The 13,080-nt window shown below is 34.9% G+C and carries 11 protein-coding genes; 5 read left to right on the top strand and 6 right to left on the bottom strand.

The features are described 5' to 3' along the window. Nucleotides 1-37: 37 nt before the first annotated feature. The gene (locus tag EMTOL_RS15825) at nucleotides 38-2,119 is read right to left on the bottom strand and encodes an OmpA family protein (protein WP_015030317.1); all 2,082 of its coding nucleotides are present in this window, start codon (nucleotides 2,117-2,119) and stop codon (nucleotides 38-40) included. A 359-nt stretch (nucleotides 2,120-2,478) separates the two neighbouring features. On the opposite strand from EMTOL_RS15825, the gene EMTOL_RS15830 reads away from it, so the two are divergent. Next, nucleotides 2,479-2,799, top strand: a complete 321-nt coding sequence (locus tag EMTOL_RS15830; RefSeq protein ID WP_015030318.1) for a c-type cytochrome — start codon at nucleotides 2,479-2,481, stop codon at nucleotides 2,797-2,799. Nucleotides 2,800-2,874: 75 nt separating this feature from the next. Here the strand turns inward: EMTOL_RS15830 and EMTOL_RS15835 are convergent, their stop codons facing one another. From EMTOL_RS15835 to EMTOL_RS15850, 4 genes are all read right to left on the bottom strand, one after another. After that, a complete protein-coding gene (locus EMTOL_RS15835; protein ID WP_015030319.1) occupies nucleotides 2,875-3,207 on the bottom strand; it encodes a septum formation initiator family protein in 333 nt (110 codons plus the stop codon). Between the two features lie 132 nt (nucleotides 3,208-3,339). Then, nucleotides 3,340-4,617 (bottom strand): phosphopyruvate hydratase, encoded by a 1,278-nt coding sequence (gene eno, locus EMTOL_RS15840; RefSeq protein ID WP_015030320.1) that lies wholly within the window; start codon nucleotides 4,615-4,617, stop codon nucleotides 3,340-3,342. A gap of 170 nt (nucleotides 4,618-4,787) precedes the next feature. Further along, complete coding sequence (locus tag EMTOL_RS15845) at nucleotides 4,788-5,672, bottom strand: YicC/YloC family endoribonuclease (protein WP_015030321.1); 885 nt, start codon at nucleotides 5,670-5,672, stop codon at nucleotides 4,788-4,790. 118 nt (nucleotides 5,673-5,790) lie between these two features. Beyond that, on the bottom strand, nucleotides 5,791-7,263 hold the full coding sequence (locus tag EMTOL_RS15850; protein ID WP_015030322.1) for a hypothetical protein: 1,473 nt from the start codon (nucleotides 7,261-7,263) through the stop codon (nucleotides 5,791-5,793). Nucleotides 7,264-7,412: 149 nt separating this feature from the next. On the opposite strand from EMTOL_RS15850, the gene argS reads away from it, so the two are divergent. From argS to EMTOL_RS15865, 3 genes are all read left to right on the top strand, one after another. Beyond that, nucleotides 7,413-9,188 (top strand): arginine--tRNA ligase, encoded by a 1,776-nt coding sequence (gene argS / locus EMTOL_RS15855; RefSeq protein ID WP_015030323.1) that lies wholly within the window; start codon nucleotides 7,413-7,415, stop codon nucleotides 9,186-9,188. A 13-nt stretch (nucleotides 9,189-9,201) separates the two neighbouring features. After that, a complete protein-coding gene (locus EMTOL_RS15860) occupies nucleotides 9,202-9,810 on the top strand; it encodes a glutathione peroxidase (protein ID WP_015030324.1) in 609 nt (202 codons plus the stop codon). Between the two features lie 63 nt (nucleotides 9,811-9,873). Further along, on the top strand, nucleotides 9,874-10,755 hold the full coding sequence (locus tag EMTOL_RS15865; RefSeq protein WP_015030325.1) for a 1,4-dihydroxy-2-naphthoate polyprenyltransferase: 882 nt from the start codon (nucleotides 9,874-9,876) through the stop codon (nucleotides 10,753-10,755). Nucleotides 10,756-10,838: 83 nt separating this feature from the next. On the opposite strand, the gene EMTOL_RS15870 is transcribed toward EMTOL_RS15865, so the two are convergent. After that, a complete protein-coding gene (locus EMTOL_RS15870; RefSeq protein WP_197491667.1) occupies nucleotides 10,839-11,438 on the bottom strand; it encodes an OmpA family protein in 600 nt (199 codons plus the stop codon). A gap of 287 nt (nucleotides 11,439-11,725) precedes the next feature. Here EMTOL_RS15870 and EMTOL_RS15875 point away from each other — a divergent pair, with 287 nt between their 5' ends. Beyond that, nucleotides 11,726-13,072, top strand: coding sequence for a tetratricopeptide repeat protein (locus tag EMTOL_RS15875; protein WP_015030327.1), 1,347 nt, complete (start codon nucleotides 11,726-11,728; stop codon nucleotides 13,070-13,072). The last annotated feature ends 8 nt before the right edge of the window (nucleotides 13,073-13,080 follow it).

A 13,080-nucleotide genomic window follows, 5' to 3' on the forward strand; every position in this document is an offset into this window, starting at 1 on the left:
TATTCGTGGTTTTGTTGATTGAAGAAGATTGTAAAAACTATAATTTTAAAATCGTAAATTCTACTCTGCGATTCTTTTTTCGTGTTTCTTCGGTTGAATTGCTGGCGATTGGTTTCGACTGTCCCCAACCCTTAGTTTGAATTCTTGCTGGGTCTATATGTCCATTCTCAACCAAATATTTTTTTACCTCGTTAGCTCTATTTTGTGATAATTTTACATTGAGCATAATATCATCTCCACTTCCGTCTGTATGTCCTTCAATAATTACCTGCATAGATTGGTATTCTTTCATTAACTCAATTATTCTATTTAGTTCTGAGTAAGATTCGGGTAAAATATCATATTTGCTTTGCTCAAAGAATAAATTATTTAATATCATTGTTTGCCCTTCTTTTACAGGAATTAGGTTAATATTTTTCTTTATTTCCCTGAAACGACGTTCTTTTGTTAAGTCAAGGCTTTCACTGATGCTTACAAAGCCTTTTTTTGAGGCATTTAAACTATAAGATTTCTTCAATGGCACGACCATTTTATATTCACCAGTATCAGGATTAAATTCGGCTACAATTGTTTCTTTGTTTAAGCTATCATTTAATACCTCCATCATTACATTGGCAGCGATTGGTCTTTTGTCGAATGCATTAACCACCGTGCCTGAAATAATGGCTACAGGTTCTGGCTTAATAGAAGGGAAAAGGCGAATTCTAAATATATCTTCAGCACCAATTGAACGTTCCTCTGAACTTAAATACGCAAATTCACCAGAAGCTGGAATGGTGAAGTAGCCGTCCCATTTAGGTGTATTTATAAGATTTCCAATATTTTCTGGTTCGCTCCATTTGGTCCAAGTGCTATCGAGTCTTCTGCTAAGAAATATATCACTATCGCCATAACCCGGAAATCCAGCCGTTGAAAAATATATCGTTCTTCCATCTGCTGCAATGAATGGCGTACTTTCATTTTCAGCCGTATTTATTGTAGCACCAAGATTAACTGGCTTTGACCAAATTCCATCGTTATTTAGAAATGAGACGTACAAATCTTTATCACCCTTGCTATCTTTTCTTTGACAAGCCATTATCAAAACCTTCCCATTTGGGGCAATTGTAAACTCTGTATAACTATTCAAATTATAGTAATCATTAATGCGTTCTTCTTTAGGAAAATCCCAGCCTAATTTATTTCTTTTAGATTTTGATAAACCCGGTCGGTAAGTGCCATCGGGCATATAAACATTGACTAAGTAAATAGTTTTACCATCGGCCGAAATGGTAGAAACCGCATTATGTTCGTCGGTATTAATTGGGCTGCCAATATTTTCCGCTTCTCCCCATGTTCCATCAGGTAAGATCTTAGATACCCACACATCTTGTCTTTTAGTTTTTCCGATGTTCATGTCATGTCCTTCTCTCGTAAAGAAAAGGGTTTTACCATCAGGAGTAATGATTGGGGCAACTTCTCTTTTTTGAGTATTTATTGTTCTTCCCAAGTTTTCTTTGGTAACGTCTTTGGGAATATCTTTAGCGTGATTTATTTTTGCCTCAAAAGGAAGTTCAATTTCTGATATGCCAATGGCATCTATTTGGTTATACCCTGATACCTTAGCTGGTGCTAAAATGAGTTTGATTGCAAAAACTTTAAACTCAGTTTGAGGAATGATGATGTTCCACATTCTTCCCTTTCCAACAAGACCATCTTCTTTATTTTCGTGAAGAATATATTCTTTGTCAAGCGAATCATAGGCTAAAACTCTTATTACAGAGCCTGCATTAAAGTTTTCACCAATACAAATTTGTTTTATTTTTGTGGGGGTTTCAAAACCTACTTTAATAAATTCTTCAGCGTAAGTATCTGCTCCAGCAGGCGACCACGCACAGGCACTTTCGCCAGTTTGGGGTAGTTTATTGGGCGAACCAATTACTTGAATGGCTCTGTATTTTGGCCCTGGACTATTGGCATCAACTCTTTCGGATGAAAAAGCTAATACCTTACTTGCCCACTGAACTTTTGGTTGGGCTTGTACGCATTGTCCAATAAGTAAAAATATTACTAACCCAAATTTATAAAAAGTGGTAATAACAGCTTGTATTGAATATGTGCTTTGAAAAGTAAAAATCATTTTTATTGATATTCACTAGGTGATATTATTATGGGGCTAAAATTATTCGTCAACAACGAAAGTAGTCAATTTTATGGCAGCATCAAAGATTCTAACGTTTACAAGTATGGATTTATGTTTAAGTTCTATAAAAAATAATAATTTGGATTCTTAATTTATTCATTTACAGATGATTATGAACATTGATTGTGACTTTTATCAAATGAAATTTTAATTTAACTTTTTGTTAACAAAATAATCTTCTAAAATTTCAACAAAAACTTTCATTCTAACGTTTTGTTTACGAATTTAGCGGAATAATTCGGGTTACGACCGCATAGCCGGTCCGATTAATTAAATTTTAAAAAGCTCATAGTCCAATGAAAAAATCATTCCTAACCGTTGCGGTTGTACTAGGTATTGCATCAGTATCAAAAGCACAGACAAAAATTCCACCAGATGTAGAAAAGTTATTACAAAAAAATACTTGTTTGGCTTGTCATAAAGTTGATACTCGTTTGGTTGGCCCTGCTTATGTTGAGGTAATGAAAAAGAAAAAATATAAGCCTGAACAAATTGTAGAATTAATTTACAAACCAAAACCATCTAACTGGGAAGGTTATCCTCCGATGGCGGCATTACCAAATGTTCCAAAAGATGAAGCAATGAAAATCGCTAAATGGATTTCTTCATTGAAGTAATTGTGGTCTAAGATTATAATAAAAGCCTCTGCTGATTCATCAACAGAGGCTTTTATCATTTAAGTATTTATACTACTATTCTTCTTCGTTTTCTTTTTCAATAGACTTATTATCTTCATCTACAATTACAAAAACGGTTTCACCGCTTTTTTTCATGAGGTATTGCTCACGGGCAAACTTCTCCATCGAACTTTGATTTCCCATTACTTCATGCTCTTCTTTTTTTACTTTTTTTAATTCTTCTACATAATATTCTTGTTGCTCTTCCAGCTCCGAGAGTTTCTGCCAAAGTCTGAATTGAGCAATTAAATTGCTACCATCAAAAAAAGCTATCCATAAAAGTAAACCAACTAAGGTGACTACATAAAAGCGGTATTTATGTATAAATCTTGGGATATAAATTCTCATATTTTATAATTTTAAGCACGATTGGATGTCAAAAGTAGCAAAAACAAAAAAGTCTGCCAATAGTTTGACAGACTTTTGTTTGGTCAAGAAGTTGTTAGATAACAACCTATTAACGATGATTTATGTGCTAAATCAGAATTTTAATCCTGGAAATACAGCTGCCGAACCTAATTCTTCTTCAATACGAAGTAATTGGTTATATTTAGCCATACGGTCAGAGCGTGAAGCCGAACCAGTTTTGATTTGACCAGTATTTAAAGCTACTGCCAAGTCAGCGATTGTTGCGTCTTCAGTTTCACCCGAACGGTGAGACATGATGCTCTTATATTTGTTTTTGTGAGCTAAGTTTACAGCATTGATTGTTTCAGTTAATGAACCAATTTGGTTTACTTTAACTAGGATTGCATTGGCAATACCTTTGTCAATACCTTCTTGTAAACGTTTTACGTTAGTTACGAATAAATCGTCACCTACTAATTGGCATTTTCCACCAATTAATTTAGTTTGCTCAGCCCAACCAGCCCAATCGTCTTCGGCCATACCGTCTTCTATAGAAATGATTGGATATTTGCTCACCCATGACTCCCAGTATGCAGCCATTTCAAGTGAATTTAATTGCTTACCATCGGATTTCTTGAAAGTATAAAGACCCGTTTCTGCATTGTAGAATTCAGAAGCAGCAGCATCCATCGCGATGAATACATCTTCGCCTGGTTTGAAACCTGCTTTCTCAATTGATTGCAATACGATTTCGATAGCTTCTTCGTTTGATTTGATGTTTGGTGCAAAACCACCTTCATCACCAACGTTTGTTGAATAACCTTTTGATTTTAATACTTTCTTTAAGTTATGGAAAATATCAGTGCCCATTTGTAAAGCATGTGAGAATGACTCAGCTTTAGCAGGCATAACCATAAACTCTTGGAAATCAATTGAATTATCAGCGTGAGAACCACCATTTAAGATGTTCATCATTGGTACTGGTAATGTATTTGCATTTACACCACCTAAATAGCGGAATAATGATAAGCCAGCTTCGTAAGCAGCTGCTTTTGCTACTGCCAATGAAACACCTAAGATAGCATTTGCTCCTAAGTTACCTTTATTTGGAGTGCCATCAAGGTCAATCATGATTTGGTCAATTAAGTTTTGCTCAAAAACGTTTGCTCCTAAGATTTCAGAAGCGATGCTTTCGTTTACATTCTTAACTGCTTTCAAAACACCTTTGCCTTGATAGATTTTTGAATCATCATCACGTAATTCAACGGCTTCGTGTACGCCTGTTGATGCACCCGAAGGAACAGCAGCACGTCCTAAATATCCGTTATCTGTTAAAACATCTACCTCAACAGTAGGGTTACCTCTTGAATCGAGAATTTGTCTTGCGTGTACTCTAACAATTTGGCTCATTGTAAGTATTAGGTATTTTGATTATAAAAAATATTGGAATCGTACAAGAAAACGATATTTTCTTTGGTGATTGGGGGTAAAATTAGCTAAATTTTCAGAACTGGGCAAATCAAAGTATGAATTGTATATGAATTTGCTGGTTGACCAATATTTAATCAGTGTAAACAACATTATACAATATTCATGGTTTGTTCTTTGATTTTCTCTAGTTCGTCTTTCATCTGCACAACTAACCTTTGAATCACCGAGTCGTTTGCTTTCGAGCCGATGGTATTGATTTCTCTGCCAATTTCTTGAGCAATGAAATTTAGTTTTTTGCCGTTTGAAGCAACTTTTAATTCAGCAATGAAATATTCTAAGTGATTTTTCAAGCGAACTTTTTCTTCCGAAATATCAAATTTCTCAACGTAATAGATAAGTTCTTGCTCGAAACGATTTTTATCAAAGCTTTCGCTTGAAGACCATTCTGCAACTGCTTTTGCAATTCTCTCACGTACAACTGGAATACGTTTAGGGTCTTGTGCTTCAACTTCAGACAATAATTGACTAATGTTTTGAATGTATTCTTCAAATTTAAAAGCAGTATTTTTTCCTTCTTGTGCTCTAAATTCTTTACACTTTGTTAAGGCCTGATTGATGGCTGTTTTCATTAAATCCCATTCTGCTTTTGCGTCGGCTTCGTTTAGCGAATCATTGTTATATGCATTGGGCATCATAGAAGCCATTCTTAAAAGTTCCGTTGGGCCTGGCTCGAAGCCTAGTTCGTTGGCAGTTGCTTGTAAATCACGGAAATAAGCCTTTATTAATGGGCGATTAACGACTGTTGCTGCACCTGATTCATCTTTCGGTACAACGTTCATCATGAATTCTACTTTTCCTCGCTCAAGTTCTTGGGTAAGAATATTTCTGATTTCTATTTCGCGTTCTGAATACGTACGTGGAATACGGCAATAGATATCAAAGAATTTTGAATTTAAAGATTTGATTTCGACAGTTACAGAAATTTTGGTGTTCTCGACAGTGGCCGAACCAAAACCAGTCATTGATTGGAGCATGAATTAGAATTTCTGAATGTATGAGATTTTTATTTTGAGTTGGAAAGAGTAACCAGCTCATAAATTTAAGCTCATAGAGTTTGAACAATAAATTTTAAGCAAATAACGCAAAAATATACTACATTTTCTCTACTATTTTCATTTTTCTCATATAAAGCGAAGGTCGAGCAAGTAGATTTCTACGTTCGCGGCCCCAAACCAAGAAATTATCATCGAACCATGGCAAAAATCCAGTTATTTGTTCGTTTCCAGCCTCTTCATACATACCTTTGGCAACTACTTCGCCAGTATCACTATCAAGCAAATTTGTATAAATGACATTCCCAAACTGACATCCGCCCAAGATTCGATTTTTATTTATCAAAAACTGCATGGCAGGTTTAACATTTGATTCTAAAATGTCAAGCTTACTCCCTGTCTGCGTACGAGAACGCATGGTATATATGTATGATGTGAGGCCATCTAGGGCGATAACAGAATTCCAGAGAATTTGGGCCTCGTTATTAAATTTACATATCATACTGTATTGATACTTAACCTTTCCGGTGTATTCTTGATTAGAGATATTTGCATCGAAAAAATCAAACACACACATAACTGATTTTCCATTATCAAGAAGTTTAAGTTGATGAACTATGGCATAAGGCGGTGCTTTTTGCTTCTGATTTAGTAAGTTGGAGAATTCTGAAAATTCTGTGTATTTTACTTTGTCAGGTGAGAAGTTTTCGTCTAAACAAGCTGTATATAAGCCTCGTACCCTAAAACTTAAACCCTTTGTGTAGGTGCCAATAACAAATAATTTCCCTCCAATTCTTATTGTTTTTGCTTCGTTGAACTGTTTTTTATCATTCGGAATTGTAAAACTACTTAGTTGAAACCCTTCTTTTGAATATTTTTTTATGAGTAATGTTCCTTTAGCTTGTTGTTTTAAAATAACTGTAAAACTCTCGTTATCGGCATATAGTGATAAGAATTGAGCATTTTTGTTCAATAAATTTGGTAAAACCTTAAATGTTCCATCATCATGGAATATCATCACAACTGGTCTTTCCTTGTATTTGCAAGCAACGAAACAATCTTCTCCTACAACTCTGAATGTAAACATTTTGATGCCGTCGGGTAGTGACCCTTCAATTTTTTGTTGAATCCCAGTTTTGATGGATGTTTTAAGGAGTGTTATTTTATTCTTGTTTAAAAAGTTATTAAACATAGCATAATGAAAAAGAGAATCGCTTTGTTCTCCGATAAAATCATATTTAGAGTCTATTTTAAAATCATTTTGCCAGATATTTTTAATACTACGGTCGTATCCTTCGGTATGAACAAAAGTAAATTTCTCATCAGAATTGATATCTGACATGATTGTTCCGTTTTGCCCCATTGGAATGATATTATTGTGTTTGATTGGTTTAAATCCAAATTCTTCAATATTGGGTTGGCCTCCTTGTTTGATGTGGCTTTTGGGCATTACGCTTGTTTTGGGAGCAAGCCGTGCCGCCGTTTCTATAGATTCTTGTGAAGGAGAGATTCTTTGAGCAAAAATATTACTGTAAATAGTGGTAATGCACAGCCAAAATAAAGTTTTTTTCATAATTAATGCAGGTTAGTAGTAGTAAAGTTAGCTAGTAGAATTGCTAAAATACAAATAACTTGACACTTTTCTTCTAAAAAAACTGTACTTTTGCAGCCCAGTAGGGCAGTTTTTTAAACTTGTCCATAATAAAAAAGGAAATCAGTTTTATGAATATCGAGCAATCATTAAAAAAAGCCATTCAAGAAGCACTTTTGGCACTGTATCAAGTAGAAGAGGAAGTGATTTTACAACCCACAAAAAAAGATTTTGAAGGAAACTATACCTTTGTTGTTTTTCCTTTAGTGAAATCTTTGCGAAAAAATCCAGTGGAGTTGGGTAATGCCATTGGCCAATATTTGAAAGATAAAAACAGCTTTGTGAGTGGATTTAATGTAGTGCAAGGGTTTTTAAATATTGTACTTGATAATGGCGTATGGATTGATACACTTAATGCAATTTTAGCTGATGATTCATTTGGGCAATTACCTTCAAATGGACAGTCGGTAATGGTCGAGTTTTCTTCGCCAAATACCAATAAACCACTACACTTAGGACACCTCCGTAATAATTTTTTGGGCGAATCTGTTTCGAGTATTTTGAAAGCAGGCGGTTTTGAAGTAATCAAAACAAGTTTGGTCAATGACCGTGGTATTCATATTTGTAAGTCGATGTTGGCTTACCAAAAATTTGGCAACAATGAAACACCTGAATCATTAGGAATGAAAGGCGACCATTTGGTTGGCAAATATTATGTAGAGTTTGATAAGGCTTATAAAGCAGAAATTAATCAGTTAGTTGCCGAAGGAAAAACAGAAGATGAGGCAAAAAAAATCGCTCCTTTAATGCTTGAAGCACAAGCAATGCTTCAGAAATGGGAGCAAGGTGATGCCGAAGTGATGGCTTTGTGGCGTAAAATGAATGATTGGGTTTTTGCGGGCTTCAATGAAACTTATCAAAAAATTGGAGTTTCTTTTGATAAAGTTTACTATGAATCGAATACTTACTTATTGGGTAAAGATTTAGTAGAAGAAGGTCTTGCAAGTGGCGTGTTTTTCAAAAAAGAAAATGGTAGTACTTGGATTGATTTGAAAGAAGAAGGGCTTGATGAAAAACTTGTTTTGCGTGCGGATGGAACTTCGGTATATATCACGCAAGATTTAGGTACAACCGATATGAAATTCAATGATTTTCATAATGATAAATCAATTTGGGTGGTAGGAAATGAGCAAGATTACCATTTTCAAGTATTGTTTGCCATTATGAAGCGTTTAGGTCGCTCGTATGCTGATGGTTGTTATCATTTAAGTTACGGAATGGTTGATTTACCTTCAGGTAAAATGAAGTCTCGCGAGGGGACAGTGGTTGATGCTGATGACCTTGTGGCAGAAATGATTGAAACTGCCGCTGAAACAACCCGTGAGCGTGGTAAAATTGATGATTTTACTAAAGATGAGGCCGAAAATTTATTCCAAATGCTGGCTTTAGGTGCTTTAAAATACTTCTTACTTAAGGTTGAACCAAAGAAGAGAATGTTGTTTAATCCAGCAGAATCTATTGATTTTCAAGGAAATACGGGTCCATTTATTCAATATACACACGCACGTATTTGCTCTATCTTGCGTAAAGCAGAGGCGATGAATGTGCCAGTGAATAATCAAGTGAAAAATATTGACATCTTAAAACAAGAGTCAGAATTGATTTATTTATTGAATGAATATCCGACTGTTATCCAAAAAGCATGTAATGAATATTCGCCAGCAGTAATTGCAAATTATGTTTATGAATTGGCAAAGACTTTTAACCAATTCTATGCCGAAGTTTCAATCATGAATGAAACAGATGCCGATAAGCAGCAATTCAGACTTTCGCTAATTAAAACTGTCGCTCAAACAATTTCAAAATCAATGAGTTTATTAGGTGTACAAGTACCTACACGTATGTAACCTTTAATAAAATATGAAAAAGAAATTAATTATCGTAACAGTATCAGTTTTAGCAGTTGGAAGTCTTATGAGTTTCAGAATTATCAAACATTTATTTTCAAATAAGCAATTAGCAGTTGCAAAACCCTCGAATATTATGGCTAAAGGCTCATTTTATGATTTCAAGTTGAAGTCACTTGATGGAAAAGAAACCATTGATTTTGCTAAATACAAAGGGAAAAAGATTGTTGTACTTAATACAGCTTCTGAATGTGGATATACCCCACAATATGCTGATTGGCAAAAGTTTCACGAAAAATACGGTGATAAAATTGTAGTTTTAGGAGTTCCAGCCAATAATTTTGGAGGACAAGAACCAGGTTCAAACAAGGAAATTGCTACTTTTTGTCAGAAAAACTACGGTGTAACTTTTCAAATGCTTGAAAAAATTAGTGTAGTTGGCAATGACCAGCACCCCTTGTATCAGTGGTTAAGCAAAAAAGACATGAATGGCTGGAATGATAAGGCACCAACTTGGAATTTCTGCAAATATGTAATAAATGAAAAAGGGGAGGTTGCAAATTTCTTTGCTTCTGGTGTAAAACCCGATTCCCCTGAATTTAAAAAAGCAGTAGGACTTTAATTTAAAATTAAAAGAGTGCGTGTTTACATTCACTCTTTTTTTCTCTTTAATAACTATATAATCATGAAGCATTGGCTTTCAGCAGCTCGCCCACGCACACTTCCTTTGGCATTGGCGAGTATTTTTATGGGTGGTTTTTTGGCAGCATCAGTTGGTAAGTTCGATTGGTTAATCTTTACCTTATGTTGCCTTACAACTATTGCCCTACAAGTTTTATCAAACTTTGCCAATGATTACGGTGATACACAAAATGGTGCTGATTTAGCGGGTAGGGTGGGGCCTGAACGTGCTGTTCAGTCGGGTGCAATTACACCGAAACAAATGCTCAATGGTATAATTTTTATGGTCGTATTATGTTTGGTTTTGGGTATTTCTTTATTGTATTTTGCATTTAAGGATGCTTCAAAAAACGACTTTTTGGGCTTTTTGGGGCTCGGTTTAATTTCAATGCTGGCAGCATATACATATACAGCAGGTAAAAAACCTTATGGCTATGCGGGGTTAGGAGATGTTTCAGTGTTTATTTTCTTTGGTTTAGTAGGTGTATTAGGTAGTAATTATCTTTTCACGAAGTCATTTTCTTGGCTAAATGTTTTGCCTGCCTTCTCTTGTGGTTTGTTTGCTACGGGTGTTTTAAATATCAATAACATTCGTGATATTGAATCTGATACTCGTGCGGGGAAAAAGACAATACCGGCTCGATTAGGTAAGCCTAAAGCGATTATTTATCATTGGTTTTTATTGAGCTTTGGTATGATTAGTATGCTGATTTTTAGCTATTTGCAAGCAGCTAGTAACTATTATTATATCATTTGTTTTCCTTTATTTTTTATCAATGGTATAAAGGTTTCTCGTTTGCCAAATCCCGACCCAATGCTTAAACAAATGGCTCTTTCTACCTTAGTTTTTGTGCTTTCATTTGGGCTTTCGCAAATTTTATTTTAATCACTAATAAATTTTAGTTTCTTACTACAATAAAAAAGTTTCTGTGATTGGTTTCACAGAAACTTTTCGTACAGTCTAGCTTTTTATTTTACAACTGTTCCTTTAGCAGCTTCTTGTGAAGCTAAAAACTTTTTCTCATTAGCATTTATTTTCACCACGACTCTTCTATTTCTACGTCTGCCTTCTGGGGTGCTATTACTTTCAACGGGTCTTGTAGCTCCATAACCCGCAATCGCAATTCGGTCTGCATTTACATTATGTGCTTTAAAATACAAAGCAACCGTTTTGGCTCTTAATTCTGAAAGCTTCTTATTATTCAACTGATTTCCACTACTATCGGCATGCCCTTCTATAAAAATTTCTGTGTATGGATATTGGCTCAACACACTTGAAATATCGTCGAGGACACCTTTGGCATCGACAGTTAATTTTTCGGAACTAGATTCAAAATAAAAATCTGGCTGGAATGTAATATTAATGCCATCCGCAGTTCTGACAATCTCTGCCTTTTGATTCGATGCACCAATTAAATCGGTAGCTAACAAATCCAGCATTTTGCCAATCTTTGCTGCCGCTTCAGCGGCTGCGGGGTCTTTTTTACTTTTATTATTGGTAGTTTTTTTTGAAGAGTTACAAGCAACAAGTAGAGATAAAATAATGACCGTACTTGCGATTAAACGCATGATTTTCATAGAATTTGGATTTATTGTGCAACGTAAGTCTAATTATTTTTACTCAAAAATAATTGATTATGTAAAAATCTAAAAAAATGTAAAAACAACAAGCTATTTAAGTGTAAAATTATTAAACGGTATTGTTTGTCATATTTTTAAAATCTTTTGATAAAAACTATTGAGTAAATAGGCATAAAATTTATCTTTGCTAAATTAAAACTGTTGTAATAAATCACAAATAAGATATTCACGTTAAATAATGTTTATACTTAATTGAAACTTACCTAAAAATTTATATGAAAAGACTACTGTTCCCATTATTAACCATTTGTTTTGCTGTTTGTATTACAAAAGTTAATGCTCAGCAAACGGCATCAGAATATTTTGAAATTGGAGTAAATAAAAGTAAAGCAGGTGATTATATTGGTGCATCACAAGCCTATAGTACGGCGATTGCAATGAATCCTGAAAATGCGGCTAGTTATTACAACCGTGGTTTGGCGAAGCAGCAATTAAAAGACCATCGTGGAGCAATCTTAGATTTTGACCGTACGATTGACCTTGACCCTAAAAATGCTTTAGCATATCTTTATAGAGGAAAAAGCAAAAGTGAACAAGATGACCACCGTTCGGCACTTCAAGATTATAACCGTACCATTGAACTAAATCCTGAAGATGCAATGGCTTATCTTTACCGTGGAATGACAAGGGCCAAGTTATTGGATTATCGTCGTGCCATCCAAGACTTTACGAAGGTTGTTGAATTGAATCCTGAAGATGATAAGATGTATCAGGCCTTTTTCTCTAGAGGGGCATGTAAATCTCGATTAGAAGATTATCAAGGAAGTATCACCGACTTCACAAAGGCGATTGATATGAATCCGAAGCGTTCTCAATCTTTTGCAAGCAGAGGTTTTAGCCGTTTAAAAATCAATGACTTTGCTGGTTCAATTAAAGATTTTGATGAAGCAGTTAAATTGAACCCAGAAGACAGTGAATCTTATTTTAATCGTGGATTTGCCAAAACTAAAATTGAAGATTTCCGAGGAGCAATGAATGATTATGATAAAGCCATTCAGCTTGACCCTAAAAATGTACGTGCATTTTACGGAAGAGGCTTCTGTAATAGTAAACTTGGAAATCAAAAAGATGCTACTTCCGATTTAACGAAAGCGATTGAAGTAGATAACATGAGCATTGACTCAAAAGTATACTATACAGGAAGAATTACTAAAAAAACTTTAGACGAACTTCGAAGTGTAGTACAAGAAAAAAGTAGAATTAATGAATTTTCAGAAGACCGCTCAGAGGCTTATTATAGCAGAGGTATTTCTAAATTCAAATCAGGTGATGGTAAAGGAGCGATTTTAGACTTAAATAAGTCTATCGAATTAAACCCTACTTACGCTGAAGCGTATTTTTCACGTGGTTTGGTGCGGTCATCTATGGGACTTCAAAAAGAAGCTTTACAGGATTGTTCAAATGCCATAAAATTGAACCCTAAATACGCCGAGGCATATTATGTAAGAGGTATAATCAAACATGCTTTGGGCGATGAAAACGCTGGTTGTTATGACCTTAGCCGTGCGGGTGAGTTGGGATATTCTGCCGCTTATAATGTTATTCGTGAATATTGTAACTAATCATAGAA

The organism is Emticicia oligotrophica DSM 17448 (genome assembly GCF_000263195.1).
GTDB lineage: Bacteria > Bacteroidota > Bacteroidia > Cytophagales > Spirosomataceae > Emticicia > Emticicia oligotrophica.

Coding starts and splice junctions, on each gene's coding strand:
- EMTOL_RS15825 (WP_015030317.1), bottom strand. CDS start 2,119: ATGATTTTTACTTTTCAAAGCACATATTCAATACAAGCTGTTATTACC.
- argS (WP_015030323.1), top strand. CDS start 7,413: ATGAATATCGAGCAATCATTAAAAAAAGCCATTCAAGAAGCACTTTTG.
- EMTOL_RS15835 (WP_015030319.1), bottom strand. CDS start 3,207: ATGAGAATTTATATCCCAAGATTTATACATAAATACCGCTTTTATGTA.
- EMTOL_RS15850 (WP_015030322.1), bottom strand. CDS start 7,263: ATGAAAAAAACTTTATTTTGGCTGTGCATTACCACTATTTACAGTAAT.
- eno (WP_015030320.1), bottom strand. CDS start 4,617: ATGAGCCAAATTGTTAGAGTACACGCAAGACAAATTCTCGATTCAAGA.
- EMTOL_RS15830 (WP_015030318.1), top strand. CDS start 2,479: ATGAAAAAATCATTCCTAACCGTTGCGGTTGTACTAGGTATTGCATCA.
- EMTOL_RS15870 (WP_197491667.1), bottom strand. CDS start 11,438: ATGCGTTTAATCGCAAGTACGGTCATTATTTTATCTCTACTTGTTGCT.
- EMTOL_RS15845 (WP_015030321.1), bottom strand. CDS start 5,672: ATGCTCCAATCAATGACTGGTTTTGGTTCGGCCACTGTCGAGAACACC.
- EMTOL_RS15860 (WP_015030324.1), top strand. CDS start 9,202: ATGAAAAAGAAATTAATTATCGTAACAGTATCAGTTTTAGCAGTTGGA.
- EMTOL_RS15875 (WP_015030327.1), top strand. CDS start 11,726: ATGAAAAGACTACTGTTCCCATTATTAACCATTTGTTTTGCTGTTTGT.
- EMTOL_RS15865 (WP_015030325.1), top strand. CDS start 9,874: ATGAAGCATTGGCTTTCAGCAGCTCGCCCACGCACACTTCCTTTGGCA.